Annotated in this window: 30 protein-coding genes and 4 pseudogenes; 20 read left to right on the top strand and 14 right to left on the bottom strand. The window is 37.5% G+C overall.

Annotated features, from left to right (window positions below):
• Positions 1-119 precede the first annotated feature (119 nt).
• Together VQ048_RS08290 and VQ048_RS08295 are read right to left on the bottom strand one after the other, a co-directional pair.
• A complete protein-coding gene (locus VQ048_RS08290; protein ID WP_327611226.1) occupies positions 120-1,136 on the bottom strand; it encodes a P63C domain-containing protein in 1,017 nt (338 codons plus the stop codon).
• Positions 1,133-2,051 (bottom strand): annotated as a pseudogene (locus VQ048_RS08295) (IS1595 family transposase). The gene VQ048_RS08290 and the pseudogene VQ048_RS08295 overlap by 4 nt, the downstream one beginning before the upstream one ends.
• Before the next feature lie 143 nt (positions 2,052-2,194).
• On the opposite strand from VQ048_RS08295, the gene VQ048_RS08300 reads away from it, so the two are divergent.
• From VQ048_RS08300 to VQ048_RS08345, 11 genes and pseudogenes are all read left to right on the top strand, one after another.
• Complete coding sequence (locus VQ048_RS08300; protein ID WP_327611227.1) at positions 2,195-2,527, top strand: hypothetical protein; 333 nt, start codon at positions 2,195-2,197, stop codon at positions 2,525-2,527.
• A 68-nt stretch (positions 2,528-2,595) separates the two neighbouring features.
• Positions 2,596-2,712: pseudogene (locus VQ048_RS12950) on the top strand (DUF3800 domain-containing protein); the annotation flags it as partial.
• 21 nt (positions 2,713-2,733) lie between these two features.
• Positions 2,734-2,988 (top strand): hypothetical protein, encoded by a 255-nt coding sequence (locus VQ048_RS08305; protein ID WP_327611228.1) that lies wholly within the window; start codon positions 2,734-2,736, stop codon positions 2,986-2,988.
• A gap of 152 nt (positions 2,989-3,140) precedes the next feature.
• Positions 3,141-4,016, top strand: coding sequence for an Abi family protein (locus VQ048_RS08310; RefSeq protein ID WP_013447233.1), 876 nt, complete (start codon positions 3,141-3,143; stop codon positions 4,014-4,016).
• A gap of 473 nt (positions 4,017-4,489) precedes the next feature.
• Complete coding sequence (locus VQ048_RS08315) at positions 4,490-5,365, top strand: hypothetical protein (RefSeq protein ID WP_327611230.1); 876 nt, start codon at positions 4,490-4,492, stop codon at positions 5,363-5,365.
• A gap of 174 nt (positions 5,366-5,539) precedes the next feature.
• Positions 5,540-5,983, top strand: a complete 444-nt coding sequence (locus VQ048_RS08320) for a hypothetical protein (protein WP_327611231.1) — start codon at positions 5,540-5,542, stop codon at positions 5,981-5,983.
• Between the two features lie 255 nt (positions 5,984-6,238).
• Complete coding sequence (locus VQ048_RS08325) at positions 6,239-6,547, top strand: hypothetical protein (protein ID WP_327611232.1); 309 nt, start codon at positions 6,239-6,241, stop codon at positions 6,545-6,547.
• A gap of 14 nt (positions 6,548-6,561) precedes the next feature.
• Complete coding sequence (locus VQ048_RS08330) at positions 6,562-6,768, top strand: WG repeat-containing protein (protein ID WP_327611233.1); 207 nt, start codon at positions 6,562-6,564, stop codon at positions 6,766-6,768.
• A gap of 383 nt (positions 6,769-7,151) precedes the next feature.
• Positions 7,152-8,009 (top strand): DUF4846 domain-containing protein, encoded by an 858-nt coding sequence (locus VQ048_RS08335; RefSeq protein WP_327611234.1) that lies wholly within the window; start codon positions 7,152-7,154, stop codon positions 8,007-8,009.
• 227 nt (positions 8,010-8,236) lie between these two features.
• On the top strand, positions 8,237-8,806 hold the full coding sequence (locus VQ048_RS08340) for a hypothetical protein (RefSeq protein WP_327611235.1): 570 nt from the start codon (positions 8,237-8,239) through the stop codon (positions 8,804-8,806).
• 625 nt (positions 8,807-9,431) lie between these two features.
• The gene (locus tag VQ048_RS08345) at positions 9,432-9,593 is read left to right on the top strand and encodes a hypothetical protein (RefSeq protein WP_327611236.1); all 162 of its coding nucleotides are present in this window, start codon (positions 9,432-9,434) and stop codon (positions 9,591-9,593) included.
• 164 nt (positions 9,594-9,757) lie between these two features.
• Here VQ048_RS08345 and VQ048_RS08350 read toward each other — a convergent pair whose 3' ends face one another.
• The 7 genes and pseudogenes from VQ048_RS08350 to VQ048_RS08380 form a co-directional block, all read right to left on the bottom strand.
• Positions 9,758-10,315, bottom strand: coding sequence for a GLPGLI family protein (locus VQ048_RS08350; protein WP_327611311.1), 558 nt, complete (start codon positions 10,313-10,315; stop codon positions 9,758-9,760).
• A gap of 198 nt (positions 10,316-10,513) precedes the next feature.
• Positions 10,514-11,320 (bottom strand): annotated as a pseudogene (locus VQ048_RS08355) (GLPGLI family protein).
• 72 nt (positions 11,321-11,392) lie between these two features.
• Positions 11,393-11,740 carry a hypothetical protein gene (locus VQ048_RS08360; protein WP_327611237.1) on the bottom strand — a complete coding sequence of 116 codons (348 nt, stop codon included), beginning with the start codon at positions 11,738-11,740 and terminating at the stop codon, positions 11,393-11,395.
• Positions 11,685-12,038, bottom strand: a complete 354-nt coding sequence (locus VQ048_RS08365; protein WP_327611238.1) for a DUF1573 domain-containing protein — start codon at positions 12,036-12,038, stop codon at positions 11,685-11,687. The genes VQ048_RS08360 and VQ048_RS08365 overlap by 56 nt, the downstream gene beginning before the upstream one ends.
• 70 nt (positions 12,039-12,108) lie before the next feature.
• A complete protein-coding gene (locus VQ048_RS08370) occupies positions 12,109-12,702 on the bottom strand; it encodes a hypothetical protein (RefSeq protein WP_327611239.1) in 594 nt (197 codons plus the stop codon).
• A 50-nt stretch (positions 12,703-12,752) separates the two neighbouring features.
• Positions 12,753-12,980, bottom strand: a complete 228-nt coding sequence (locus VQ048_RS08375; RefSeq protein WP_327611240.1) for a hypothetical protein — start codon at positions 12,978-12,980, stop codon at positions 12,753-12,755.
• A 157-nt stretch (positions 12,981-13,137) separates the two neighbouring features.
• Entirely contained in the window at positions 13,138-13,398 is a 261-nt protein-coding gene (locus VQ048_RS08380) for a hypothetical protein (protein ID WP_327611241.1), read from the bottom strand.
• A 266-nt stretch (positions 13,399-13,664) separates the two neighbouring features.
• Between VQ048_RS08380 and VQ048_RS08385 the strand changes: the two genes are divergently transcribed.
• The 4 genes from VQ048_RS08385 to VQ048_RS08400 all read left to right on the top strand — a co-directional run bounded on the left by VQ048_RS08385 (position 13,665) and on the right by VQ048_RS08400 (position 16,089).
• Positions 13,665-14,132 (top strand): RDD family protein, encoded by a 468-nt coding sequence (locus VQ048_RS08385; protein WP_327611242.1) that lies wholly within the window; start codon positions 13,665-13,667, stop codon positions 14,130-14,132.
• 38 nt (positions 14,133-14,170) lie between these two features.
• Positions 14,171-14,359: a hypothetical protein gene (locus VQ048_RS08390; protein ID WP_327611243.1), complete on the top strand. Its 189-nt coding sequence runs from the start codon at positions 14,171-14,173 to the stop codon at positions 14,357-14,359.
• A gap of 185 nt (positions 14,360-14,544) precedes the next feature.
• On the top strand, positions 14,545-15,453 hold the full coding sequence (locus VQ048_RS08395) for a hypothetical protein (RefSeq protein WP_327611244.1): 909 nt from the start codon (positions 14,545-14,547) through the stop codon (positions 15,451-15,453).
• Between the two features lie 222 nt (positions 15,454-15,675).
• A complete protein-coding gene (locus VQ048_RS08400; protein ID WP_327611245.1) occupies positions 15,676-16,089 on the top strand; it encodes a hypothetical protein in 414 nt (137 codons plus the stop codon).
• A 94-nt stretch (positions 16,090-16,183) separates the two neighbouring features.
• On the opposite strand, the gene VQ048_RS08405 is transcribed toward VQ048_RS08400, so the two are convergent.
• Together VQ048_RS08405 and pruA are read right to left on the bottom strand one after the other, a co-directional pair.
• Positions 16,184-17,011: a hypothetical protein gene (locus VQ048_RS08405; RefSeq protein ID WP_327611246.1), complete on the bottom strand. Its 828-nt coding sequence runs from the start codon at positions 17,009-17,011 to the stop codon at positions 16,184-16,186.
• A gap of 128 nt (positions 17,012-17,139) precedes the next feature.
• Positions 17,140-18,765 (bottom strand): L-glutamate gamma-semialdehyde dehydrogenase, encoded by a 1,626-nt coding sequence (gene pruA, locus VQ048_RS08410; protein ID WP_327611247.1) that lies wholly within the window; start codon positions 18,763-18,765, stop codon positions 17,140-17,142.
• A 221-nt stretch (positions 18,766-18,986) separates the two neighbouring features.
• On the opposite strand from pruA, the gene VQ048_RS08415 reads away from it, so the two are divergent.
• The 3 genes from VQ048_RS08415 to pafA all read left to right on the top strand — a co-directional run bounded on the left by VQ048_RS08415 (position 18,987) and on the right by pafA (position 22,858).
• On the top strand, positions 18,987-20,003 hold the full coding sequence (locus VQ048_RS08415) for a nucleoid-associated protein (protein WP_327611248.1): 1,017 nt from the start codon (positions 18,987-18,989) through the stop codon (positions 20,001-20,003).
• A gap of 130 nt (positions 20,004-20,133) precedes the next feature.
• Entirely contained in the window at positions 20,134-21,060 is a 927-nt protein-coding gene (locus VQ048_RS08420; RefSeq protein WP_327611249.1) for a malate dehydrogenase, read from the top strand.
• 136 nt (positions 21,061-21,196) lie between these two features.
• A complete protein-coding gene (pafA, locus tag VQ048_RS08425; RefSeq protein WP_327611250.1) occupies positions 21,197-22,858 on the top strand; it encodes an alkaline phosphatase PafA in 1,662 nt (553 codons plus the stop codon).
• Between the two features lie 86 nt (positions 22,859-22,944).
• Here pafA and VQ048_RS08430 read toward each other — a convergent pair whose 3' ends face one another.
• The 3 genes and pseudogenes from VQ048_RS08430 to VQ048_RS08440 all read right to left on the bottom strand — a co-directional run.
• Positions 22,945-23,259, bottom strand: coding sequence for an HPF/RaiA family ribosome-associated protein (locus tag VQ048_RS08430; protein ID WP_327611251.1), 315 nt, complete (start codon positions 23,257-23,259; stop codon positions 22,945-22,947).
• Between the two features lie 142 nt (positions 23,260-23,401).
• A complete protein-coding gene (locus VQ048_RS08435; RefSeq protein ID WP_327611312.1) occupies positions 23,402-23,929 on the bottom strand; it encodes a DUF4136 domain-containing protein in 528 nt (175 codons plus the stop codon).
• 63 nt (positions 23,930-23,992) lie between these two features.
• Positions 23,993-24,118 (bottom strand): annotated as a pseudogene (locus tag VQ048_RS08440) (DUF5522 domain-containing protein); the annotation flags it as partial.
• Positions 24,119-24,164: 46 nt separating this feature from the next.
• On the opposite strand from VQ048_RS08440, the gene VQ048_RS08445 reads away from it, so the two are divergent.
• Together VQ048_RS08445 and asnS are read left to right on the top strand one after the other, a co-directional pair.
• Positions 24,165-24,506, top strand: coding sequence for a hypothetical protein (locus tag VQ048_RS08445; RefSeq protein WP_327611313.1), 342 nt, complete (start codon positions 24,165-24,167; stop codon positions 24,504-24,506).
• A 68-nt stretch (positions 24,507-24,574) separates the two neighbouring features.
• Positions 24,575-26,023 (top strand): asparagine--tRNA ligase, encoded by a 1,449-nt coding sequence (gene asnS / locus VQ048_RS08450; RefSeq protein WP_327611252.1) that lies wholly within the window; start codon positions 24,575-24,577, stop codon positions 26,021-26,023.
• Positions 26,024-26,028: the final 5 nt, after the last annotated feature.

Consider the following 26,028-nt stretch of genomic DNA (forward strand, 5'->3'; position numbering starts at 1 on the left):
TAATAATATGTTGTTTGTTTTGGCTAACAATTTCTATAATAAAAAAAGGTAACTACATACAAGTTTACACAAAACTATCAAAAAATTAATCCCCTACTTTCATAAGGGATTTTTTAATTTTATTTTTCGCTTTCTTCGCCTGTATCTTTTGGGTTGAAGTCTAATCCTTTTTTTAGTTTTTTATCGAAACAAGATAGTTTAGTTTCATCTAACGGTTCAATTGTATGCCCTTCTTCATCAAAAGTAAATGGCAATTCTAATTGACCACTTTGTCTAATTTTTAACTTTTCGAACTGTTGCCACATGTGTTTCATATTATCCGAAAGCTGAAACAATGTTACAATTTGATTTATCTGTTGTGTTAAATTTGGTTCTCCAATATCCAATGTTAAATTTTGATGAAATCGTGCGGTGTAGTTTCCATCAGCGCTTTTTGGGGTTATTTTTTTTAATTCTACCAAAACACCTTGTGGAAGTTGCGAATAAATTAAAGTGTTTGTCCATTTTCCAATTACTCCTGGGCGCTTTTGTATTCCTTTTACTGTATAATCCCAGCCGTTAAGTCTAAATAATTCTTTGTAATAAACATCTGGAAATCGCTTTTGCCATGGCAACAACTCTGGAGCAATATACTTATGTAATATTTTTTGAAGCTCGTCATTTTCTCTTTCATGCTGATAACCTGTAACTTCATCAACTAACGCTATAATACCTACTTTAGAAAATGCAAGTAATATTTTATAAGCATTTTCGGCAATTTCAGAATTATTTTTAAAAGCGCCTTTTTCACCAGCTTTTACATAAACATCGCATATATCTGACAAAAGTTCAGCAGGAACACCTTCTGTTTCCACACCTTGTTTATTAACGTAAGGTATTGGTTCTGAAAGTTTTGACATAAGTTCTGACGATATATACGACTCTAAATATTTGGCTGAAAGATATTCGGGAAGTAAAGCGCCTTTCTGCTCTTTCTTTTTAGCCCAATAGTTACCAGACCCTTTAATACCAAAAGCTAATGCTAAACTTCTATTAACTAACACTCTTGTTCCATCCTCTAATACCGCTGACGAAATTTTAAATCCATTTAAGTCTAACTCGCCTTGATGGGTAGCTTTTAATAGTTTTTTACTCATTGTATTAATATTTTGTATGTTAATTTATTATCACTAATGTTTGAAAGCAGAAGATTAAATCTGTTTTCGGTTGTTTGATTTCTTGTATTATATCTAAATACAAATTCATCTACATATTTTCTGTAAATGCTTTTTAGAAGTGAAGTGATAAATACCAACAATACCACGTTTTAGTAGAGACCAAAAACCTTCAATAGTGTTTGTGTGGATTCTGCCTTCAACATATTCAGATTGATTGTGCTTTACAATGCTATGGTTATATATTCTTTCCAAGCCTTTGTAGCCAAGCCATTCGTCAGTATAAAGTTTTGCAGATTCCTTTACATTAGAAATAATTTCACGGCTCAACGTTGCGTGTTGAACATTCTCAACGGCTTTAGCGTTTAGCTTACCTTCACGTTCAACCATTCCAACAACTGGCGTTTTATCTTTTGCACTTCTTCCTTGTGAACCTTCAATCTTTTTATCAGAATGTCGGTTTTTGTTTTTACCACCAATATATGTTTCGTCCGCTTCAACCTCATTATCTAACTCATTATTATTTTCGATACCGAAACATTTTCTAATTCTTTGAAGCATAAACCAAGCGGACTTCTGCGTAATATCTAAATCACGGCTTAATTGAAGTGAAGAGATACCTTTTTTGTGAGAAGTAACGATATAAATAGCAAGAAACCATTTCTGCAACCCTAATTTAGTGTTATCAAAAATGGTATTGGTTTTAACGTTGAAGTATTTGCCTGTGTTTTTACAGCGATATTTATTATCTTTACATTTATAGACTTTAGAACCCTCGTCAAATGGTGAAACTACATTGCCGTTCCAACGCAAAGTTTCTAAATGATTTATGCAAGTTTGCTCATCTGGAAATGCTTTTATTAAGTCTAAAATTGATTTAAAGTTTGTGTTAATCATCACTCTTAAATTTGATACCACAAATGTAAGAAGTTAATTACACAAATAAAAATTATTTTAGTGTAAATTTATATATAGTCGCCTTTTTTATTTTTTTTGAAAGTAATCTATTTCTATATTTGCTGGTTCTCAAATTTATTTAAATGGCTGGGTTTTATTTGTTTTGTGATGAGTCTCTAAAGAGAGGGAAATTTTACTCCAATTTTTACGGAGGCTTACTTATTGATAAAAAAGATTTTGAATGGGTTAATAATCTACTCAAAAGCAAACTACAGGATTTAAATCTTGAAGGTGCTGAACTCAAGTGGAGTAGTGTAAACAACTTTACTCTAAATAGTTATATGGAAATAATATCTGTATTATTTAATCTTGTAAAAGATAATATAATAAAAATAAGGATTATGTTTACAGATAATAGGCTATCGCCTAAAAGTCTTTCTAAAGAGCATCATGAGAATGAATATCACTTATTATAAAACATGCTTTTGGATTTAAAGAAATTCATTCAGATATTCCTATTGATGTAGAATTATTTTTTGATAAAATACCTGATAGTAAAGAGAAAAACGATAGGTTTAAAAAATACATTTACGGACTTCAATATCTTCCTGAATTTATTGATAGTAACATTTTTATAAAGAAAGATTCTATTTACGAAGTGGATTCTAAAAAACATATGCTCATGCAATGTTTAGATATTGTATTAGGTTCTATGTCGTTTAGATTAAACGATATGCATAAAGAAAAACTGCAAGGGCAAAGCCGTAGAGGGAAGCGAACCATAGCTAAAGAAAAATTGTACAAACACATTAATTCTTTAATTAGAGAAATACGACCAAACTTTAATATCGGTATTAGTACTGGTATTGATGGTGATGCATTAAATAGATTCTCACACCCATACCGACACTGGTTGTTTATATCAAACTATACTTAAAATAAAATAGCCCCCAATACTTCTACTGTCCTCCTATGTAACACATAGGGCTTCAAAGCATCAAAAGCTATTTCATTGCAAATATACGACTATTTTTTTACTGTGCAAATTTTTTAGTTATTTTTGTGCATAGAATGAAAAACTTAATAATAATGGGAAGCATAGCAACGTCAATAGATGAACAAATAGATAAATTAGAAAAAAGGGGAATGATTTTTGACATAGACAAGGATAAGGTTAAAGAAATCTTGTTGGATATAGGTTATTATCGTTTGGGATTTTACTGGCACCCTTTTGAAACTAATACAAAAACTCATAAACTTAGAGAGAATATTAAGTTTTCCACAATTTTAAATCTTTATTATTTAGATGTAGACTTAAGGCATCTGCTTATAAAATATATCAATAGAATTGAAATCAACTTCAGAACGAAACTTGTTTACTACTGTTCAAATAAGTATAAATCAACACCCACTTGGTTTATTCACCCAAAGGTAATTTCAAAAGATTTTATTGAAAAATTTGATTATTTCTACAATGATGATTTTATAGCTAAAAATAAAGTAATAGCGAAACATCATAAAAATAATCTCAATGATAAATATGCTCCAGCTTGGAAAACATTAGAATATTTTACTTTTGGAACAAATTTAAAAATATACAAGTCTCTCCTAAATAATGATATAAAGGAGAGAATTTCAAAATTATACAAAGTAAATAATTTTGATAAGTTTACTAAACTTATTGATACCATTGTGTTTGTTAGAAATTATTGTGCACACGGTGGAGTTATGTTTGATTTACGATATGCATATGGCATTCCAAAATTGCCATTTTATGAATTTAATGATAGCGACAGACATTGTTTAGATTCTTGTATAAAGATTATTATATTTATTTTGGAACAAATTTCTGAAAATAGGTCAAAGCAACTTTCAGAAGAATTGGATAAATTATTTGATGAGTATCGTAATAAAGATACCGATGTATATGATATTATTCAGAACAAAATTAAGTATAGGATTTGATTTTTAATAAAACTATCTTGTGTATATAAAATAATTTTGTAAATTTGCATTATCAAAAGTGTCCCACTATTCATTATTATTTAATGCTTTAGTGCTGCACTCAAAAAAAATAAGTATACCTCAGATTTATTCTGAGGTTTTTTTATTCTCAATAGATAGGCTTATTACATAAAAATATCATAACAACTAATAAAAAGCAATTTCCGCCTCACAAAAACACAAAACCCATTGTTTATCAATGGGTTTGTTTTTGAGGTTGCGAAGTATCACAAAGATAGCAAATTTTGAAAGCAATTCACAACAAAGAAAAAAACAATGAACTATTTAGATGAGTTGCGAAGTATCACAGAGATAGCAAATTTTGAAAGCAATTCACAACGATAAAAAGATTGGATAGATTGATGAAAAGCCCACCAAAAACTAATTTCTCTATCTAAAATGATTAGTGTATTTTTGTGAAAAGTAATTATATTATGAGAAAAGCATTTATTCTACTCTTAGGGAGTATTCTAATAGTATCTTGTAAAAAACAATTTGAAAACAAAGGCGAAATAACATTAAAAAACGGAAAAGAGGAAGATGTTACGGTTAAATATAACTGTAATTGTATTGAGAACAAAGTTGATGAAAACACCTTCATAAAATTAGCAAATGAAATATCAAATGAAACAAAAAAAAATACAGGTGAATCTACTTCATATACCCCTAATAAAATTACAATTAAGTTCTCATCAGTCAAAGATTTAGAATATTACGACACTAAAACTCCAATAGAAGAAGTTTTTGAAGTTAAAACATCGTTGTTTTATTCTGTAAAAAATATGTTTGGAAGTGAATTAGATAGAAAAAACGAAGATGTTTTTTATTTAGTAAATGGAGAAATTGACCGAGAATTATCATCTAAAATAAGATTGCCTAAAAGTGAATTAATACACATATATGGTTCATATATCTTAGATAGGGAATTTGTCGCAAAAAACGAAGACTCCGATTTCGTAAAAATAACCCCTTCAATTACAAGTAATAATGAGATACAATTATCTTCAAACAACAGTACAAGAGAAGGCGGGTATGGTACAACATTAGTTTTTTATTACTTTGATAAAGAGTTTTTTAAAGCTAAAGAATTACTAAGGTTAAATTCTAATTCAGATATAAGTCAAGATGAAAAAATATCATTTTTTAAATTAACTAAAGAACAAATAGACAAACTAACGAAAAACGAAGTATTAGCAATTAGAGTTAAAAGAAGAGGAAACGATTTTTATTGCCCTATAAATGATAATGAGAAAACTTACTTTCAAGAGTTCTTTGCTATGCCTGAAGTAAAAAAAGTGTTGGCTAAATAAACAGTAATAAACTATCTACTCAAGCACTCCTAAAAATAGGAGTGTTTTTTTATGCCTATACTTTAAAACACGCTTTTAAAATCAAAAACTTAATTTTTCTGCATAACACACTGATTTTGCTATTTTAACCATCCTCTACTTAAAGTAAATTTGTAAGTAAACTAATAACTTACAATGAATACCAATAACGGAGGATTATTTTTTGGAGCAGCAATAGATATGACCCAATGGCGTAAAGACCTAAAAAAATATACCATTGGAAAAATAATATCAATAATACTTATTCTATTGTTGAGCTATCCTTTTTTTGATATTTATTACAAGGTTTACTTTTTTAAAAATAATGTGAAAAAAGATTTAAATATTCTAAACTTTCAACTAAATGATGACTTTGAAATTCTTGGTAGTGTTGGAAGCGACAATTTTTTAGGGAAGAGTCAAATTACGACAATTGAAATTTCTAACGAAGATAAATTAAGATTAATTGACCAAATTGTACAATCGAAAAATTACAAAGAATTAAAAGATGAAAATGAAAGTAACATAGCATATGACAAAGCATATCCTCCAGAATATTTTTTAACGTCAAATATCCAGAATATTATACACGAAAAATAACAACTAAAATTGAAAATAAAGAGATAGAAATTGATTTGAAAATTGATTTATTTAGAGATGTTATTGAGTATAGTAAATGGGAAAAATAAAAGTACTACAGCTAATAAGGGAGGAGGCGTCAGGCGGTCCGCAGCGCAAAACTCAAGTTTTGTACTTCTATTAAAATTTGTATATTGGCTGAACGTTTCGGCTTCGGAAGCTCGCCCGAACGTAAAGCCCTGAAACACTAATGATGATTATTCCCAATAGTGAAAAATGAATAAAATTATTGTTTTCCAGTTTGTATTTTGGCTTTGCATCGGTTGTAAAAAAACGAATACAGATTGGTATTTGATTCAAAATGATGAGCAAGTTTCAAGGCACTCGGATGTATTCGCATATACTTCGGGCTATATCGATGCTAAAGGAGATACGGTGGTCCCCTTAGATAAATATACAAGATGCTTTACCGATACCGTACGAAATTATGCCATTGTACTTACGGCGGAAGGGAAGCTGATTGGAATTAACAAGAAGGAAAAAAGCTGTTTAATGCGGTTTGGAGTGGAGAAGGCACACCGGTAGGAGAATCCGACGGCATGATTTTAATTACCGAAAATGGTAAATATGGTTTTGCAAATAGTAAAGGGGAAATTGTGATTAAGCCCTCATACGATTGTGCGAGTAGTTTTTATGAAGGCATGGCAAAAGTGTCCAATGATTGTTCGGAAGGGGAGGATGAACACGAAAGATGGAAAATGAATACTTGGTTTGAAATTGATAAGAAGGGGAATGTGGTAAAATAAAACATTTTGCAGTGAACTCTTGGGGAAGGGCGTGTCTGCCGTTGGTGGCTTTGTGTCGGAAAATGACTTGCGAACTTTCAAACTGGACGGGTAAGGCTTATAAAATTCCCAGAAATAAATTAAGGATTGTAAGGATCGTTCGGATGTTTTTAATACAGGAATTTATCTTTTGTTTGGAAAAAATCAAGAGCATAAAGATTCGGTTTACATTGGAGAAGCCGAAAGATTTGGTCACCTATACTTTTCTCCTCCACAATTTTGTTTAACTTAGTGTCCTTGAAAAAGCATCTGCTTTGGTTAGTCTAAATTGAACCAATAGTTCAATTTAGGCTGCTCCGCGTAAATACTTTTTCCGTTGTAGGTAAAATTTTAAAATGATACAGATGAAACAGATTTTAATATATTTACTTTTAATTTGCATAACATTAAGCAGTTGCGGACAAGAAATTGACAAGAAAACTACATCAGAAACGACAACAACTGTTAGCAACAAAAGTAGTATTGACAAAACGGGAAAGACTTTACAAACGAGGTTTAATCCGCCCAATGGATTTCAACGCAAACCCGTTAAAGAAAATTCTTTTGCGAATTACTTGCGTAATCTTCCATTGAAACCAGCAGGAACAAAAGTGAAATATTATAATGGTGACATAAAGTATAAGAATGTTTATGATGCTGTTGTTGATATGGAAATTTCTAATCGAGATTTACAACAATGTGCGGACGCTATTATGCGGTTGCGAGGTGAGTATTTATATTCAATCAAAGCATACGACCAAATTTCCTTTACGCTGACAAACGGATTTAAAATGGACTATACTGAATGGACAAAAGGAAATAGGGTAATTATAAATGGCAATAAAACAGTTTGGAGCAAGACCGCAGAATCATCAAACACTTACAAGGATTTTAGAGACTATATGGAATTTGTTTTCACTTATGCAGGGACCCTTTCACTATCAAAATCTTTACACTCGAAAAATATCAAAGATATGGCTATTGGAGATGTTTTTATTTTGGGTGGTTCGCCTGGGCACGCAGTAATTATTGTAGATGTTGCAGAAAACAAGAAAGGAGAAAAAGTTTTCTTGCTTGCCCAAAGTTATATGCCTGCACAAGAAATACAAATTCTTAAAAACAACTCTGATGATAAACTTAGCCCTTGGTATAGTTCAAATATTGTTGGTAAATTATACACGCCAGAATGGGCATTTGATGTTGGACAATTAAAAACGTGGTAATAAATGAAAAAATAAAAACTGCTTACAACTGGGGGGGCACGCATTTAAAATTAGAAGTTAAATAAAAAACGTAAACCAAAAGAGTATTCTGAAACTTCTTAACCGTAAAAGAAAATTAATAAACTTAAAAATTAAAACAATACGAAAATGCAGGTTACCTTATGGGATAGTGCATGGTATTGCGTGGGAATTAGTATACGGTTATCTTAATAACATGACATAAGCCAATGAGACCAATTTTAATACTGCAGTTCATTTTCTGTATGACTTTTTGGAGTTGTAACTCGACAACTGAAAGTGAAGTGAAGGCGCTTGAGGGGTCCGGATTGCTCAAAAAAATCACTGGAAAAAAGTTTTTTACGTATGACGCAATCGACTATTACACAAACGACTTTGCCGAATCAAAAATAGGCGATTTGTATGACAATCATTCTAAATCAGAACTTGATTCATTTAGGGTAGGGATTATTTTGGGGGATATTCCCCAAAACATTTCGGATTTGGACTTTATAAAAAAGCTGCCCCAAGTTGGTTATAAGAAAACGCTTATTGACCAATCAAAATTTGAAAGTATCGATAGCATTTTTGTAGAAAAAACGACAACAGAACATTGGTCAACAGATTGTATTTACGTTTACCGTGATATCTTGGTATTTAAAAAGGATCACAAAATTGTGGGGACGGCCAAAATTTGTTTCGACTGTATGGCTCACCAAATTAAAGGAACGACTGCAAACATCGAAAACTTTGGGCAAGAAGGCGATTATGAAAGGCTTGAAAAGCTATTGCGAAAATAAGGAAACAGTCTGTAAATAGAGGGAGGGGAGGCTGAAGCGTGAACTCAGTGTTTGTACGCCATCGGGCATTCGCAATTAAGATTGGCTTACTTTATTTGACCTAAATGAAAACGCTAATCATACGAGGAATTGGATTGGACGGCGTGGCATGGGGAAGGAAAAATGAACTGTATTGGGGGGAGTCGTTTCTTTAAGTATGGCAGACCTTCGACACCTCCGTTGTTAAATTTAGACAAGAGGAAAGCGGTTTCACACTGCCGGAGTTTGGGGAATTTAGCTCCATAATGGAGCGGATGGATCTGAAAAAATAAGTAAAGAAAAAGAGGGCGGCATACCCAAGCCCTCCATATAGGTCTGCTAAACTTATAGCGTTTGGTTGCATTCACTCTTAGCAAGAGCGGGGAGCGGGTGGGCTCTCCTAAGAAGTTAAAAAACAAATCTTCTCAGCCTTTTCAGAAAATCGTTAATTTCACTAACCCAAGCCGTTAAAAACGGCTCGTAGCAATAGAAGAATGTCAAAGAGGAATGTGAATTGTTGTTGAAAAATACAAAAAAAGCTCGTAGCAATAGAAGAATGTCAAAGAGGAATGTAAATTGTTGTTGAAAAATACAAAAACGGATCGGAGTGATAGAAGGATGGATGGTTTTTGTTTATGAAATTGAAAATGATTCAAAAAATACTGTTTTCCCGTTTGCGATGGTGTTGAAAAAGATGGCAGGTGTCGGGGAGAGGTGGGGGGGGGCACGCGGTGCGGACCTTACGAAAAAAGTAAATAAAAAACATTAAAAACCATCTTTCTGAAAGGAAAAACAGTCTGCCTTAAATAAAAAGGCAGACTGTTTGTTGGTAAATCATTCGTCCTAAAACAAAAGGCGGATGGATTTCGTAAAAATAAAGAAGTATTTGGATTGAGTAACAAAAAAACAAGCCAAAGTGCTTGTTTTTTGTTGTTAGGAATTACTTTTATTACAATCAATACAGTTTTTGTTAAATCTGATTTTTTTTCCTTCAGGGGGTGCGACGTTTATTTTATCTTCAAACTCCTTTAATCTTTGGTCTAATATATTTTGATAGTCTTCTTTTGAAATGGACTTTGAAAGGTCATATTTTGAAATGAAAAAATCAATTTTGTTTTCATCAGTCGTGTCAGATACTTTTTCTGCGATTAAATGCATTTGATTATCGGCGGTAGACACCTCAAGAATCACACCCTTAAGCCCATTTATTTTAAAAGGACCGTAAGGATTGGGTAATTGTTCGGTATACCAAACAATATATTCTTTACCATGGTATTCGCCTATGGCCTTTTGACATTTAAAATTCAGAATTTTCTTTTTTTCAGAAGTAAGTGTCCAGCGAACCGTTGAATTATCAAATAAAATAGTTTCTATATCATCATTGATGATATTGCTGTAAAATAATCTCGTTTTATTATTGAAATAGATAAATCTTGGTTTGTTAGCAATACTATCTATGGTATTTGTAGGATATACAACTGAACTCCCTATTTTTTTATAGTCGTTTCATATTTCTTGCTTTCTTTTATGTATAACGAATGGTTGGGGTCATAATACAAGACAGATTTCCCCCCTTTGTTAAGGAGATTGGTTTTTGCCTTTTGGGTATTGATAATGTTACAAAAAGCTAGAAATATTAAATAAATTATCGTTTTTATACTTCTCAAATTCATAAAAAAACTTTAAGCGTTATTTATAATCTGGTTTATCATCTAAATCTATAGGATTGGACTTTCTCAACCTTGCTTGTATTCTTTTTTCTAGTTCTCTATACTCATGTGGAGTATATTCCCGTCCATCATTTTTAACTCTCTTGGCATCACCCCTTTTATACTCGGGAATAGGATCAAGATAGTAGTTAAGTAAGATTCTCTTCCAATCTTTTTTTTCAATATTAAAATGATGTAGGTTTAAATATTTTTTTACTATTTTTTCTGCGTCTTCTTCTTCGGAAAGGTTAATATTCTTGTAGAATGTGAAGTGGTAGTGAGCTTCCGTGTCATAAACTTCTAAAATCATTCCTGGTAGCCCATTAAAAACATAAGGACCATAAGGGAGAGGAATTTCCGAAGTAAACTATGCAACCCAACTCCTACCACCGTATTGGGTGGTTGCTTTCAGGACAGTGTAATCTCCTATCTTTTTTTTATCCTCCTCTAATTTCCATTCCAATGATACTTTCGATTTATAGAAATAGTAATTGGGAGAAAGATTCCCTACAAACTCAAAAATATCATCTTTTTTTATCCATTTTACAATATCATTAAATTTGGGCCTTACGGAATTCGTTGTTCTATTCTTGTTATTTAAAGAATCTGCCAAAAGATATTTAGCACTATAAAAATAATTATAGTCCTTATTAATGTCCAGTACCACACTTTCTTTAACATTATAGTCTGTATAGGGTTTAAATGCAGCTTCGTAGTAAAACCTTTTGGTTTGTCCAAATGATAAAGCGGAAACAAAAAATATGAAATAGACGACGATTACTCTCATAATATAGTGATTAATATAGTGAATGACATTGAATAAATTAATAAAGGCAAGTAGTTCTACTTGTCTTTGTTTTTATACCATTGGCGCTGCTGCTTCTTGGTCGTCAGGGCAATCTATTTCTACCCAATCGGAGCAACGTTTTATTTCTATACGATCTCCATTATCGGAAAACGGCTTCGCGAAGGCTGGGATAAGAAAGACGAAACTTTCTATAAACACAAAACTAAGCAAAAACCATTTTTCTTTTGCTAAAATACAAAAATTTGTAAAAGAAAATGGTTTTTTGCGACTAAATATTGCAAAAAGTTCAACGCAAGGGAACTTCACCCCCTCTTTTGCGAAACCGATGTTGCACGATGTTTTTTTATTTTCTGTAACCAATAATTTCAATAACCCTTTTATATGGATAAAATGTGCCATAGACTATTACTTTTTTTGAGAAATATCCTTTTTCTTTTGAAATATTAATTACAATTTTTAATGTGTCGGTTTCATTGGGTTGTAATACTTTTTTATAATTATTTGTTGTGGTACAATCACAAGTCGTTTTAATATATATGTTTTTAATAACTTTTTCACCAATATTTTTTACTGGAATGTTTTGTTTAAGAATGTTTGTCTTAATAGTGTCTAAATCATAAAAAGCCTCCAAATCAATTTTACTCAATTCTTGCTTGTTAAAATTTTCATATTTTTTTAACTCATTATCTTCAGTCAAATGATTATGGGTTTTTCTGATTTATTACAAGGAACAAAGAAACTAAATGCTAAAAAATATTTCATTATTTTCATTTTATTTTGAGATATATGTTGATTTTTCTATATTTTTCTGGTAAAAAACTATTTTCATTAAAAAATAGTGTGCATTTTTGCTCTTTTCTAATGTATGTCATTGGTTGATTTTTTGATGTTTCTGTATATACGTAAACACCTTTATTATCAATTCTTTCTGAAAATCTAAACCCAATAAAAATGCCATCCTTTTTCATCAGTTTATTTTTGTTTATGAATGAAATTTTATTTGCTTCTTCTTTTGGATTTAATACAATTTCTTTAGAGTAAATCTCTTTATCTGCTAAATTATCTTTTGAAGAGTAAATTACGAATTTTATTGAACTCTTTTTTTTCGATATATTTGCTACTCTAAAAATGATTTCTCTAATATCTTGATTTGTTTCCATTTCATTTTTTATATACGTTAATAATTCTTCATCTTTTTTTAGTAGCCATTTAATTTTAAGTTTTTTTTCCGTCTTTGTTGTTTTATTCTTAGTTATTATCACCTCTGGGATATTAACTGTTCTTATTGTATCATTATTTGATTGTGAAAGTAATTCCACACTCAACAATAATACTATTAAAAAAAATAATTTTGATTTCATAATGAAATAATATTTAAAAATAGAGAGGCATAAGCCCCCCTATTCTATATTTAATGGCATTGAACATCATAAGCGTTTTCCATCCATAAAATATAATGAGTTCTTGTACAACAAGTAAGATATTCATTACCAGAACAATTCCAATCACTCCAACCCCAAAATTTTCTACCAGAAGTTGTTTCAGATGTAGAAGTTGAGTTGTCAACTGTACTTTCAAATGACATAATTGTACCTAGTGAAAGTAGTCCAAATATTGCTATTAAAATTCTCTTTTTCATAATAATAAAAAACGTGTTCTCAGTTTTATTTAACCGAGTTGAGAACTTTTTCTTGGCTAAAGATTAATTGTTTTTTTGATGTTACGTTTTTGGTTGTCGTTTCCTCCAAATTTTACACAATAAAATAATTACTAACAGTTCTTTAAAACTTCCTCTGCTATACTTTTAAAACGCGAAGTAAGAACGGCTTGTTTCCAAAATATCGTACAGCTCCTTCGATAGAAACAGTTTTACAAACCCTACCATAGCAAGTGTCTAAAATGCCATCAGATTTAGCTTGCTTTTCCATACGATTATCTACCTTGGTAGACTGCTCTTCAATTTCCAATTTCTTTTTTGTAAAATCCAATGTAGATTTGGGGGTTGCTGATGCAAAACCAAATGCCATAACCAAGGCTACTAAAACAATTTTTTTCATAGTTAAAATTATTAAAGGATTAAACGTTAATTTTGACTTTGCCAATATAGAAATATTTTTTTACAGGCAAATTTTTACAGGTTAAATTTTGTTTATAATCCTTTTTTAATGGGAAAAAGTTGCTGTTATACCGGTGTTTCATCGACTTATTATTTATTCTACTATTATTTTGTAATTTAGCGGATAGAAAAGATGATGGTTTTATTTCACGATAAGATGGGAATCCTTTTAATTAAATGGGATTGTGTTATGAAAAAAGTTGCATTATGGAAGTAAAGAAGAGTTATGAATTTGCGAATTTTGGGATTAGATTAGGAGCATTATTGATTGATGGGCTGTTTTTAGTGCTTATCATGCTTTTCATTATTCCGAAGGTTATAGGTTTATTAAATACAGATTCTTCTGAGTTGTCTTTTTCTTCTTTTTTGCTTCTTGTTTTTTCCTATTTCGTAGGGATTCCATTGGCGGGTCTCTTTTACAGAAGTCTTTTTGAGTCTTCTAAATTTCAGGGAACGCCGGGTAAGATTGTTACGAAAATAAAAGTCGTTGACCATAATTTTCAGCGGTTAACATTCAAACAAGCCCTCTCTCGAAACGCCATGAAGATTTTATCGGCTATGGCTTTCAATATCGGGTATTTATCGGCTTTGGGCAATGATAAATGTTTGACGTGGCATGATAAATTTGCCAAAACGTATGTCATTCGGGAAATTGACCATAGGTTGATCCAATAAAATCGGGGCTTACTGAAGGCTTCTTTAATTATCGGAGAATGAGACTGACTAAAACTAAAGGATTTACTTTTTCCTTATTGAGTTTTGTGGTGGGGTTCGTATGCAATGGTTTAGCTTGGACGGTTTTACCGGGGCCGGTATTCAATACATTGGCTCTCATTGTTGGATTTTCACTTATGTGGATTGGTTTGGGCTTTTTTATTGCGAGCTTTTGGATTGAGAATTAAAAACGGGGCTTAGGGCGGGCCGGTCTTGTCAGAATCTGCTTCTGTTGGAGGCTCTTTTTTAGGGGGGGGATTGCGAAGCTAAGTGCTTTATTTTTCTTTGTTTCAAAGGTTTTAGAGGCTGCTGTTTTGGGGCTTGTGCGGATGGGCGGTTAGATTTGTTTGGGTGTTAGTAAAATTCTTATCTTGTGGGAGAAAATCGTCTGCCGTTTTTGGGTGGATTAAGACGGCTAAACCTTATTATAGCGATGAAGCATAAAGTATTTATTTGGGTTTTTATGATAATGTCTTTGGGGCTGGGGGCTCAGGAGGCAATCGTGTTTAAGACTCGGTATCTTCCGAATACAACGTACGAGGTCGAATTTGGGGTTCGTTCGAAGTTTTATATGGATTTTGAGGGGGATGAGGCCTTTATGAAAGCTTTGAAGAGCAAGGGGGTAGAGCTTCCGATGGTGGGGGAGTCTTCGATTTTGGCTTTGTCGGAAATGGAGACCAAAAGTCAGGAGGGGAATAGCCTTCCTTTTGTGACGACTTACAAGAAAGTGGAAAAAAGCCAGTCCATTGGAGAGGTGAGAGAGGATCGTGTACGGGATGCATTGGAGGGGATGCGGTTTTATGGTTCGCTTGAAAACGGAAACGAGATGCGAGTGGACTCGATTCAGAACAGTCGTTTGGATGAGGCGACTAAACAATTTCTTAAAACCTATATTGAAGAGCTGACTCAGAAGATTAATTTCCCGGACCAGCCGCTGAAGATTGGGGAGGCCTTCGAGCAAAACGTTCCTATGGCTATTCCGTTGGGTGGGATGGGGACGCTGTCGTTTGTCATCAATATCAAGTATACGTTGAAGTCGGTTAAGGGAACCATTGCGTTTTTTGATATTAAGACCGATTTTATTTTGAATTCCGATCTTCCTGATCTTACGTTGGAGTCCAATAATGGGCACGGCTCGGGGGTGTTGGAGTACGACATTGTTAATCATTTTACGAGGAGCCACACGTCGAATTATACGTTTGAGCTGACGGTTCGCAAAGCGGATTTTAAAGTTCGCGTTAAGGCGGAGTCCGAGTCTGTACAAAAGATGAAATTGAAATAATATTCGGATGGGTTTGGTTTTAGGGCATTTTATTGACCGATGGTGCTTAAAGAAAACGAATCGAGCGGAGGGTTAGAGTTTTATTTTCAGTGGGAAACGGTGGCTATGGGGTTAAGGGGTTGGAGAACGATCGGTTTTAGTTGGTTTTTCAAATGATTTGAAGGGTTGGGTGTAATTTGAGGGCTGTTTACTAAAAATAAAGAATAAGTAAAAAGTGATGATATGAACAAGAAAATGACCTCCTTGAAAGCGGAGATGCTTCGGAAAGGGGTTTCAGAGAAAAACTTCGATTATGTTTACCAAGCGGTCAAGTCAGGGACGAAAAGGGAATTTATTCGTGAGAATTTGACTTCGGATGTGCGGAAGGTGGCTCCGGAAATGGCGGATGAGATTTTGGATCGTGTTTTTGAGGCTTTTGGAGGGGAGTTTCGGCAGGAAAACGCTACGGGATATTTATATGCGTCGGCTTATTTTCTTATGACATTGGCTTTGTTGGGATTTATAATTGCCATTTGGAATGGAGCGGTGGGTAATCTGCGGTATTTAATCTTTTCGGTTATAGGTTTTTTCTTCTTTTTATACAAAGGAGTTACAACGCTTATGCGGGCGATTCGGGGAAAGTATCGGGAGGACTGAAAATTTTCGGGAAGGGATATTATTGAAATGTAAGGGGGAAACAAAAAACCGCCCGGCAAACGAAGATGCCGGGCGGTTTTTGTATGTTCCACTTTTATTTGTTGTAGGTGATGGTATGGGTACTGGTAGTGGGGGTACCCGAAGGGGATCCGAGGTAGCTATAAGTGAAGGTGAGGTCAAGCTTGGTCGGATAGCCGCTGGCATTGTAGGTGTACTCGTATTTGGATTCATAGGTGCTTCCGCTTGAGCTGGTGGAAACAATGCTGGCGAAATTGTTGGCCGTTGATGAAAAGCTGTCTCCTAATTCTTCCAGCAGGGCAAAAGAGATTTCATTGAAGCCGGCTACATTTTTGAAAATGCTATTTTGAGTGTCGTAAGTGAAGGTGTTGGTTTCGTAAAAAGTATTGTACTCGGAGACTATGGTTTTGGTGCACTGGGTGGTTTGTCCGTTTGTTAGGGTGTAGCGGAAGGTTATGTTTTTGGTGTTGGTGTAACCGTTGGAAGAGGTTGTTTCGGTTTGGTTGGCGGTGATGGTACCGTCGCCATTATAGTTGTAAAGGGTATTGTACTCTGTGAGGTACTCTCCGTCGTTTTCGTTTCCTTTTGAAGATACTTTGGCTAATTTCCCGTTGGTGTACTCGAAGGAGGTAACGGTTAGTTTATCCTCGCCTTTTTCGGTGATTTTGGAGATGAGGTTGCCGGTGTATTCAAAGGTTAAGACGGTACTGCCTTCCTCCCTGCGGATTTCTTTCAACTTGTTTCCATCGTAGGTCATGATGGCGGTATCGTTAAGGTTTCCTTGGCTATAGGCAATTTTAACGGGGAGAATGGGGATGTTTTCTGTTGGAGACACGATGTCGTTGTTTCGGTCGCAAGCGGTAAGAGCAACGGCTAACACGGGAAATAATAGATATTTTTTCATGATTGTTTAAAACTTTAATTTTTTAAAGAGTAAATGTATTTTTACGGTTTATTAAAATAACAACGCTGCACGATGTTACTTTATTTTAAAAGACTCCGCAGAGGTTTTGCGGAGTCTTTGTGATGGAATTAGCCCAAATAAGGGTATTTGTAGTCTTTTGGAGAAACAAAGGTTTCTTTAATGGAGCGTACAGACACCCAACGAAGAAGGTTCATTTTAGAACCGGCTTTGTCGTTGGTTCCGGATGCTCTTCCTCCTCCGAAAGGCTGTTGGCCAACGACGGCTCCGGTTGGTTTGTCGTTGATGTAAAAGTTTCCGGCGGCGTTTTCCAAGGCTTTGTAGGCTTGGTCAATCGCGTAACGGTCTTGGGCGAAGATGGATCCGGTGAGGGAGTAGGGTGAAGTTTCGTCTACCAGTTTTAATGTTTCCTCCCAGGCTTGGTCTTCGTAGACGTACACGGTTAGTACAGGGCCGAAGATTTCCTCGCACATGCTTTCGTATTTAGGATTGGAGGTTTCGATGACGGTAGGATGTACGAACCATCCTTTTTGGCCGTCGCAGGTACCGCCAAAAATAACGTTGGCTTCATTGGAGGCTTGGGCTCTTTCGATGTAGCCTTTACACTTTTCGAAAGAATTTTGGTCGATAACGGCATTAACGAAATTGGACGGATCCTCCGGTGAACCTATTTTAATGGAGTTTAATTGGGTTTCCATAACTTTTTTCACCTCGCTCCAAAGGGATTTTGGAACGTAGGCTCTGGAAGCGGCAGAACATTTTTGCCCTTGGTATTCAAAGGCTCCTCTCACTAAGGCGGTTGCTACGGCTTGGGCGTTGGCGGACGGATGCACCATTACAAAATCTTTTCCTCCGGTTTCGCCTACGATTCTTGGGTAGGATTTGTAGTTGTGGATGTTGTCTCCGATCATTTTCCACATATTTTGGAAAACGGCGGTAGAACCGGTGAAGTGCAATCCTGCAAAATCAGGGTGGGAGAGAATTTTTTCTGCGGTGGCTTTACCGTCGCTGAATACCATGTTGATGACTCCGTCGGGTAGTCCGGCTTCTTTGAAGACTTCCATGATGACGTGGGCGGAGTAGATTTGCTTGTCGGAAGGTTTCCATACCACGACGTTCCCTAGCATGGCCATGCAGGAAGGAAGGTTTCCGGAGATGGCGGTAAAATTAAACGGGGTTACGGCGAAACAAAAACCTTCCAATGGGCGGTATTCGGAGCGGTTCCAAATGCCGTTGTCGGAAACGGGTTGTTCGGCGTACATTTCTGTCATGAATTCGACGTTGAATCTCAAGAAATCGATGAATTCGCAAGCCGAATCAATTTCCGCTTGATGAACGTTTTTGGACTGGGCGATCATCGTGGCGGCATTTAGTTTGTCGCGGTACGGGCCTGCGATCAGGTCGGCGGCTTTAAGGAAGATGGCGGCTCTTTGCTCCCATCCCAAAGCGTTCCATTTGGCTTTGGCTTGCAGGGCGGCATTAATGGCGTCTTCCACGTGCTGCATGGTTCCTTTGTGGTAGAAACCAAGGTTGTGTTGATGATCCTGTGGCGAGTAAAGATTTACCTTCTCATCGGTGGTGATGTTTTTTCCTCCGATGACCATTGGGATTTCAACTTGCTCTTTCCACATTTTCTTGTAGGTGTCGATTAGGGATTTAACCTCTGGCGATCCCGGTTCGTAAGATCTTACAGGCTCGTTTACGGCGAAAGGAACCTGCGAAATGGCTTTTGACATAGATATTGTAATTTTATTGTGTAAAAACTAACTCCCACAAAAATACGTTTTTATTCGCAGAATAGAAAATGGCCGGGCCTGGAGGGGTTTTCTGAAATTTATAAGGTTTTAAACTAGGAAGTTAGGTGGTTTGGCGGCTGGTTTTTAAAGCGGGATTCGGAGATTTGTTTTGGGGGGTATTTTGTCAAAAGCCTATCTTAGCGCCCGGAAAAAAATATAAAATGTTTTCAAAAATTATAGTGCACAAGGTGGGCAATAAGGTCCACAACGAGAATCTTTTTCTTTCCCAGCACGAGCTTCGTTTGGAAGAGGAAATGAAGGAGATGCTGGAGTCTTTTTTTCTTTCGGCGTTTAAGTCGGAGGAGCATTTTCAGTTTTACAGTGATTCTTATTTGGTGAATAATCCTGTGTACAGTTCGGTGACGGAGATTTTCGAGGATAAGGATCGTTTTGTGTTCGAGAGCGAGAATATTGCCAAACACCTTTACTCGGTGGCGGAAAATCCGAGGGTTCAGGGCGGGGAGTTGTTTGTGGTTTATTTTGAAGGGGAAGAGACGGAAGGCGGTAAGATTGATTCGATTGGGCTTTTCAAGACCGAACGTCGGGAATCTTTTTTGAAGATTCACCCTCGGGAAGACGACGATTACGAGCTGGAGAAAGATTACGGTATCGGATTGGGCAAGTTGGACAAGGGGGCGATTATCTACAATAACAGCCGGGAGGACGGGTATGTGCTTTCTGTGGTGGACAATAATAAGAACGGTGATTTGTACTATTGGTTTGAAGATTTTTTGAAGGTTCGGCAGCGCAATGACGATTACTTTCACACGCAGGAGACGCTGGCGGTCTATAAGGATTACATCACCAAGCAGCTTCCTACGGAGTTTGAGGTTTCCAAGGCGGATCAGGCGGATTTTCTGAACCGATCGCTTAATTTTTTCAAGGAAAAGGAGCAGTTTGATTTTCAGGAATTCACCAATGAGGTGTTGGAAGATCAGAGTGTGATAGAGAGTTTTCTTAACTTCAAGACCGATTACGAGCAAGATATGCAGGTTTCGATTTCGGAGGAGTTTCCGATTAACGAGGCGGCGGTCAAGAAGCAGCAGCGGCATTTTAAATCGGTGATTAAGCTGGATAAAAATTTTCATATTTACGTGCATGGCGACCGTCGGATGATCGAAACGGGTCAGGACGAGAAGGGGAAATACTACCGTCTTTATTTTGAGGAAGAAAAGTAGGGGGCTTTTGAGGGGGGGCTTTATGGAAAAAAGAATCTCTCTTGGATTTGCTTTGAAAAAAGAGGGATAATTAGTAAATTTGGAGACCGATATTTAGGTTTGATTTATTTAAACAATTAAAAAAAACGATATGAAAGTTACAGTGGTAGGTGCAGGAGCCGTAGGGGCGTCTTGTGCGGAGTACATCGCAATGAAAAACTTCTGTTCGGAGGTGGTTTTGGTTGACATCAAGGAAGGCTTTGCCGAGGGTAAGGCTATGGATTTGATGCAGACGGCTTCCCTTAACGGCTTCGATACCAAAATTACGGGGACGACGGGGGATTACAGCAAGACGGCTGGTTCGGATGTGGCGGTGATTACCTCGGGGATTCCGAGAAAACCGGGGATGACTCGGGAGGAGTTAATCGGCATCAATGCGGGTATTGTGAAGGAAGTGACCGAAAACTTGGTGAAGCATTCCCCTAATGTGATTATCGTGGTGGTATCCAATCCGATGGATACGATGGCTTATTTGGTTCATAAGGCGTCTGGGCTTCCTAAAAACCGGATTATAGGAATGGGAGGCGCATTGGATAGCGCACGTTTTAAGTACCGTTTGGCTGAGGCTTTGGAGGCTCCGATTTCCGATGTGGATGGGATGGTGATTGCGGCGCACTCGGATACGGGGATGCTTCCGCTCTTGAGCAAGGCGACGAGAAATGGAGTTCCGGTAACGGCTTTTCTAAGCGAGGAGAAGCAGAATTATGTTATTGAAGAGACCAAAGTGGGCGGGGCGACGTTGACTAAGCTTTTGGGGACATCGGCTTGGTATGCTCCAGGGGCTGCGGTATCGGTGATTGTTCAGGCGATTGCTTGCGATCAGAAGAAGATGATTCCTTGTTCTTTGATGCTTGACGGAGAGTACGGGCAGAAGGACATTTGCCTTGGGGTTCCGGCGATCATCGGAAGAAACGGGGTGGAGAAAATCGTTGAGATTGAACTTACGGCTGAAGAGAAAGCGAAATTTGAAGCGGCCGCTAATGCGGTAAGGGAGGTTAACGGCGATTTGAAATTTTAATTTGGCTGTTTTCAGCTTGACGCTTGAATGATAGACTAAGACTTCGGAGGTATCCGGAGTCTTTTTTAGGTTAATAATTGTTTACATTCGGGGGGACGAACGGGGATTTGTAGTAAATTTGTAAAAAAAGAGAATAATGTTTAGAAAAATTCAGTTTTTAGGCTTGGCTTTGTTGGCTTCGGTTTCGGTTTCGGCTCAGCAGCGTCATAAGAATATTCATCCGGATCGTCCGGCTTTGGTTGTGGGGATTGTGGTGGATCAGATGCGGTGGGATTTTCTTTACCGTTACGAGAATCATTACGGTCAGGGTGGTTTTAAACGTCTGTTGAACGAGGGGTATAACCTCAATAACGTCATGATTGATTATGTGCCTACGGTGACGGCTTTAGGGCATACGGCGGTTTATACGGGATCGGTGCCTTCGATTCATGGCATTGCGGGGAATAATTGGACGGATCGCATGACGGGGAAAGACGTTTACTGTACGACCGATACTTCGGTGAAAGGCGTAGGGGCGACTTCGGAGAAAATCGGGGCTCACTCGCCGAGAAACCTTTGGAGTACAACGATTACCGATCAGTTGAGGATGGCGACCAATTTTCGTTCGCGAGTGGTTGGGGTGTCCCTTAAGGATCGGGCGTCCATTCTGCCTGCGGGGCATAATCCTACGGGGGCGTTTTGGTTTGATGAAGGTTCGGGGCATTTTATAACCAGTACTTATTATATGGAAGAGTTGCCGCAGTGGTTGAAGAAGTTTAATGAAGAAAATTGGGGGAAGAAGCTGGTGGCTAAAGGATGGGAAACTTTGAAACCTCTTAAAGAATATACGGAGAGTACGGCGGATGACGTGCCTTGGGAGAGTCTTTTGGGTAGTGCCAAGACGCCTACGTTTCCTTACAAGAATTTAGCGGCGGATTATGAAGCTAAAAAGGGGTTGATCCGTACGACGCCTTTCGGGAATACGTTGACGCTTAAGATGGCGGAGGCGGCAATTGACGGATATAACCTTGGGCGCAATACCGATACTGATTTTCTGGCGATTAATATTGCGTCTACCGACTATGTGGGGCATGCTTTTGGTCCGAATTCTGTGGAGATTCAGGATACTTATCTTCGTTTGGATAAGGATTTGGAGGGCTTTTTTGCTAAGTTGGATCGTCAGGTGGGCAAAGGCAATTATTTGGTGTTTTTGACGGCGGATCATGGGGCGGCTAATGCGGAAGGGTATATGCAGGCGAATAAGATGGTGACGGGCTTTTTCGGCGATGGTTTGCAGAAGAACTTAGAGGCGGAACTGAAAGCGAAATTTGATAATGACCGGTTGATTTTGGCGATTGATAACTATCAGATTTATCTTAATTACGACCTTATCAGGGAGAATAGTTTGGACGAGAAGGCGGTGAAGGATTATCTTATTGGCTATCTTAATAAGGATCCTCGGGTGCTTTATGCGGTGGATCTGAAAAATGTAGGTTCTGCACCGATTCCCGAGCCGATTAAGTCCAGAATTATTAACGGCTATAATTGGCAGCGTAGTGGTGATATTCAGGTGGTGTCTCACGACGGGCTTCTTCCGGATTATGCTAAAAAGGGAACGACGCACGGGGTTTGGAATTCCTATGATGCTCATATTCCTTTGATATTTATGGGGAAAGGAGTGAAGTCGGGCGAGAGTGCGAAGCCTTACCATATGACGGATATTGCTCCTACGGTGGCTCAGATTTTGAAAATAGAAAACCCTAGTGGAAACATCGGGCAGCCGATTGTAGAGGTTTTGCCTCGGGAGGGGGAGCGTTAATTGATGCTTTTAACGGATGAAAAAAAACCGACGGATGCTTTATGCATCCGTCGGTTTTTATATATAGATGTGAAATGGGTTAAAAGTTAGTAAGGGCGCATTTGTGCTACCACGCGGTCTAGAACGGTTCTCATTTTGCTTACGGCTCCGTCAAAAGCGGCTTTTCTTTCGGAGGCGTTATGCGATACCCGTTCGGGGTTTCGGCCTTTTATTCGGGCTTCGATTACGCATTTTTGATCTCCGGGCGTATCTTTGTTGCTGCTTTCGTCAGAGAAGAAAACTTCATAGCGGGTTAGGTATTCTTCGAACCTTTTCAGGTTGTTTTGCAATTCTTCTCTGTAAAAATCCTTGTCTTTTTGAGTGAATTCGACTTGGTTGTCTGTATTGATGATAATATCCATAGTAATTGATTTTTGGTTGGTAATAATCCATCAAAAATCCGACCATGCTTCTGTTTAAAAATCTTAAAAGACTCATAAAAAAGGTTAAAAAAAATCCGCTCCGGAAGGATCGGGAGCGGAAAAGTTGATGGGTTGAAATCGGTTATTTTCTTTGAGGCGGATAATTCGCCATGATTTCGCTAACGATTTGGGGGATTTGTTTTTGTTTGGCTCTTGGCGAGTCGACAGAGATGCCGTCTCCGATGCCTTGCCAAACCAATTTTTGGGTTTTACCATCGATAAGATCGATGATTAAAGAACCGCTATTGTAGTTGTTGGTCCAGGTCCGGTTCATGCCGAATCCCCACCCCCAAGGGCCTCCCCATCCCCACATGCCGCCGTAAGGGTTTGTGGATTGGATGTCGGTGATTTTCTTATGACTGGCCTTCACGTTGACGATAAGGTCCGGATTTTCTCCTACGGTTAACCCTTTGGATTGCAGTTGGCGGGAGAGTTCGTTAAGCACGCGGTCTTTGTCGATGTCGTTGAGTTTGAGATCGTCAATGCGGAGCTTGTACGTTTTGTATTGGTTGAAGTTGGCGGTTTGCGCATAGTCGGAACGCACTTGGAAAGGGCTGCATGAGCCTAAAGCCAGAGTGCCGGCAAGAAGGATAAAAAGGTATTTTTTCATAACGCTACTATTTTTTTGTTGAGGTTGTTTTACGAATCGGTCTGTTTTTTTATCATAGCCATAGGGGCAGTGTTTGCATCCGCTTTTGCAGCAGTAGCCGCGTTTCAGATGGTATTTTTCGGTGAAGACTTTATACCCGGCTTCATTGTAGTAAAAGTCTTCGTTTATTTTGATGGCAGAATGTTCCATAGGTTAAATTTTCAGCTAAGGAATAATGTTTAATTTTGTCCTTATGATTATTATCACGTGCCGAAGGCTCCTCAAAAATACGAAAATCCGTGGAATTACGCTTTTCCCTTTTATTCTTTTGGGGAAGGCTTCGGATCGTTCGGATCGGGTGCTTCTCAACCATGAGAAAATCCACTTGCGTCAGCAGTTGGAGCTTTTGTTGGTATTTTTTTATTTGTGGTACGTCATTGAATTTTGTTATTGGTATTTCCGTTTGGGGAATACGCATGAAGCCTATCTCTCGATTGGTTTCGAGCGGGAGGCCTATGCTAACGAAGCGTCGATGGATTACCTCCGTACCAGGAAATCTTGGCGCTTTTTGCATTACCTTCGGCGGAAATACGATTAAAAACCATGGTGTAGGAAACAAAAATTACGCCATTTTTGTTTACATTTGCACCTTACAGATGTTTAGTAATGGAAAAGAGAACAGTAAAAGACATTTTAGGAGATTACAAGAAGATTCTTCATCATGATATTACCGTGCAGGGATGGGTTCGGGCTTTTCGTTCGAATCGGTTTATTGCGCTTAACGACGGTTCGACGATTAATAACTTGCAGGTTGTTGTGGATTTTGAGAAGTTTGATGAGGCTTTGGTTAAAGCTATTCATACGGCCTCTTCCCTCAAGGTGGTTGGGGAAGTGGTGGAGAGTCAGGGGGCGGGGCAGTCGGTGGAAATTGTGGCGAAGAAAATCGAGATTTTGGGCGATCATTTCTTCGAGGAGATGCAGAGTACCATTTTGCAACCCAAAAAACACACGCTTGAAAAACTCAGGGAGCAGGCGCATTTGCGTTTTCGGACCAATCTTTTTGGGGCGGTTTTTCGGGTGCGTAGTGCGGTGAGTTTTGCGATTCATCAGTTTTTTAACCAAAACCAATTTTTTTATATCAATACGCCTATTATAACAGGAGCGGATGCCGAGGGGGCGGGCGAAATGTTTGGTGTGACGAATTTTGATCTTCAGGCGGTTCCTCGAACCGAGGATGGTGCGGTAGATTTTTCTCAGGATTTTTTTGGAAAGAAAACCAGCCTTACGGTTTCGGGGCAGTTGGAAGCCGAGACGGCAGCGATGGGGTTAGGGCGTGTTTATACGTTCGGGCCGACGTTCCGTGCGGAGAATAGTAATACGACGCGGCATCTTGCGGAATTTTGGATGGTGGAGCCGGAGGTGGCTTTTAATAATCTGGAGGATAATATTGATTTGGCGGAAGATTTTCTTAAGTACGTCATTCAGTATGTTTTGGATCACTGTAAGGACGATTTGGCCTTTTTGGATAAGCGTTTTGCGGAGGAACAGAAGCAGAAACCGGAAAAAGACCGGGCTAAAGAAGGGTTGATTGAGAAGTTGGAGAATGTCGTTAAAAAGCGCTTCAAGCGGGTTTCTTACAGCGAAGCCATTGAGATTTTGATGAACTCCAAGGAGAATAAAAAGGGGAAATTCCAGTTTCCGGTGGAGCATTGGGGAACGGATTTGCAGAGCGAACACGAGCGTTACTTGGTGGAAAAACACTTTGAAACACCGGTGGTTTTGTTTGATTATCCTAAGGAAATCAAGGCTTTCTATATGCGTTTGAATGAAGATGGGAAAACTGTGGCGGCTATGGATGTGCTGTTTCCAGGGATTGGGGAGATTATTGGCGGTTCCCAAAGGGAAGAACGTTTGGAGGTTTTGAAGCAAAAAATGGACGAGATGCATGTGGATCAAAAGGAGTTGTGGTGGTATCTTGACACCCGTAAGTTTGGTTCTGTGCCTCATGCGGGCTTTGGTTTGGGGTTGGAGCGTTTGGTTCTTTTTGTAACGGGGATGACCAATATCCGCGATGTGATTCCGTTCCCGAGAACCCCCAAAAATGCCGAGTTTTAATAAAA

Source organism: Bergeyella anatis, from assembly GCF_036016955.1.
Taxonomy (GTDB): domain Bacteria; phylum Bacteroidota; class Bacteroidia; order Flavobacteriales; family Weeksellaceae; genus JAYWXI01.

Excerpts from the sequence above, each read along its gene's own strand:
- VQ048_RS08335 (WP_327611234.1), top strand. The coding sequence starts at position 7,152 with ATGAAACAGATTTTAATATATTTACTTTTAATTTGCATAACATTAAGC.
- VQ048_RS08320 (WP_327611231.1), top strand. The coding sequence starts at position 5,540 with ATGAATACCAATAACGGAGGATTATTTTTTGGAGCAGCAATAGATATG.
- VQ048_RS08405 (WP_327611246.1), bottom strand. The coding sequence starts at position 17,011 with ATGAAAAAATATCTATTATTTCCCGTGTTAGCCGTTGCTCTTACCGCT.
- asnS (WP_327611252.1), top strand. The coding sequence starts at position 24,575 with ATGGAAAAGAGAACAGTAAAAGACATTTTAGGAGATTACAAGAAGATT.
- VQ048_RS08415 (WP_327611248.1), top strand. The coding sequence starts at position 18,987 with ATGTTTTCAAAAATTATAGTGCACAAGGTGGGCAATAAGGTCCACAAC.
- VQ048_RS08400 (WP_327611245.1), top strand. The coding sequence starts at position 15,676 with ATGAACAAGAAAATGACCTCCTTGAAAGCGGAGATGCTTCGGAAAGGG.
- VQ048_RS08330 (WP_327611233.1), top strand. The coding sequence starts at position 6,562 with ATGATTTTAATTACCGAAAATGGTAAATATGGTTTTGCAAATAGTAAA.
- pruA (WP_327611247.1), bottom strand. The coding sequence starts at position 18,765 with ATGTCAAAAGCCATTTCGCAGGTTCCTTTCGCCGTAAACGAGCCTGTA.
- VQ048_RS08310 (WP_013447233.1), top strand. The coding sequence starts at position 3,141 with ATGGGAAGCATAGCAACGTCAATAGATGAACAAATAGATAAATTAGAA.
- VQ048_RS08315 (WP_327611230.1), top strand. The coding sequence starts at position 4,490 with ATGAGAAAAGCATTTATTCTACTCTTAGGGAGTATTCTAATAGTATCT.
- VQ048_RS08435 (WP_327611312.1), bottom strand. The coding sequence starts at position 23,929 with ATGAAAAAATACCTTTTTATCCTTCTTGCCGGCACTCTGGCTTTAGGC.
- VQ048_RS08430 (WP_327611251.1), bottom strand. The coding sequence starts at position 23,259 with ATGGATATTATCATCAATACAGACAACCAAGTCGAATTCACTCAAAAA.
- VQ048_RS08340 (WP_327611235.1), top strand. The coding sequence starts at position 8,237 with ATGAGACCAATTTTAATACTGCAGTTCATTTTCTGTATGACTTTTTGG.
- VQ048_RS08375 (WP_327611240.1), bottom strand. The coding sequence starts at position 12,980 with ATGAAAAAGAGAATTTTAATAGCAATATTTGGACTACTTTCACTAGGT.
- VQ048_RS08390 (WP_327611243.1), top strand. The coding sequence starts at position 14,171 with ATGAGACTGACTAAAACTAAAGGATTTACTTTTTCCTTATTGAGTTTT.
- VQ048_RS08385 (WP_327611242.1), top strand. The coding sequence starts at position 13,665 with ATGGAAGTAAAGAAGAGTTATGAATTTGCGAATTTTGGGATTAGATTA.
- VQ048_RS08380 (WP_327611241.1), bottom strand. The coding sequence starts at position 13,398 with ATGAAAAAAATTGTTTTAGTAGCCTTGGTTATGGCATTTGGTTTTGCA.
- VQ048_RS08360 (WP_327611237.1), bottom strand. The coding sequence starts at position 11,740 with ATGGCACATTTTATCCATATAAAAGGGTTATTGAAATTATTGGTTACA.
- VQ048_RS08290 (WP_327611226.1), bottom strand. The coding sequence starts at position 1,136 with ATGAGTAAAAAACTATTAAAAGCTACCCATCAAGGCGAGTTAGACTTA.
- VQ048_RS08300 (WP_327611227.1), top strand. The coding sequence starts at position 2,195 with ATGGCTGGGTTTTATTTGTTTTGTGATGAGTCTCTAAAGAGAGGGAAA.
- VQ048_RS08325 (WP_327611232.1), top strand. The coding sequence starts at position 6,239 with ATGAATAAAATTATTGTTTTCCAGTTTGTATTTTGGCTTTGCATCGGT.
- VQ048_RS08370 (WP_327611239.1), bottom strand. The coding sequence starts at position 12,702 with ATGAAATCAAAATTATTTTTTTTAATAGTATTATTGTTGAGTGTGGAA.
- VQ048_RS08305 (WP_327611228.1), top strand. The coding sequence starts at position 2,734 with ATGCAATGTTTAGATATTGTATTAGGTTCTATGTCGTTTAGATTAAAC.
- VQ048_RS08420 (WP_327611249.1), top strand. The coding sequence starts at position 20,134 with ATGAAAGTTACAGTGGTAGGTGCAGGAGCCGTAGGGGCGTCTTGTGCG.
- pafA (WP_327611250.1), top strand. The coding sequence starts at position 21,197 with ATGTTTAGAAAAATTCAGTTTTTAGGCTTGGCTTTGTTGGCTTCGGTT.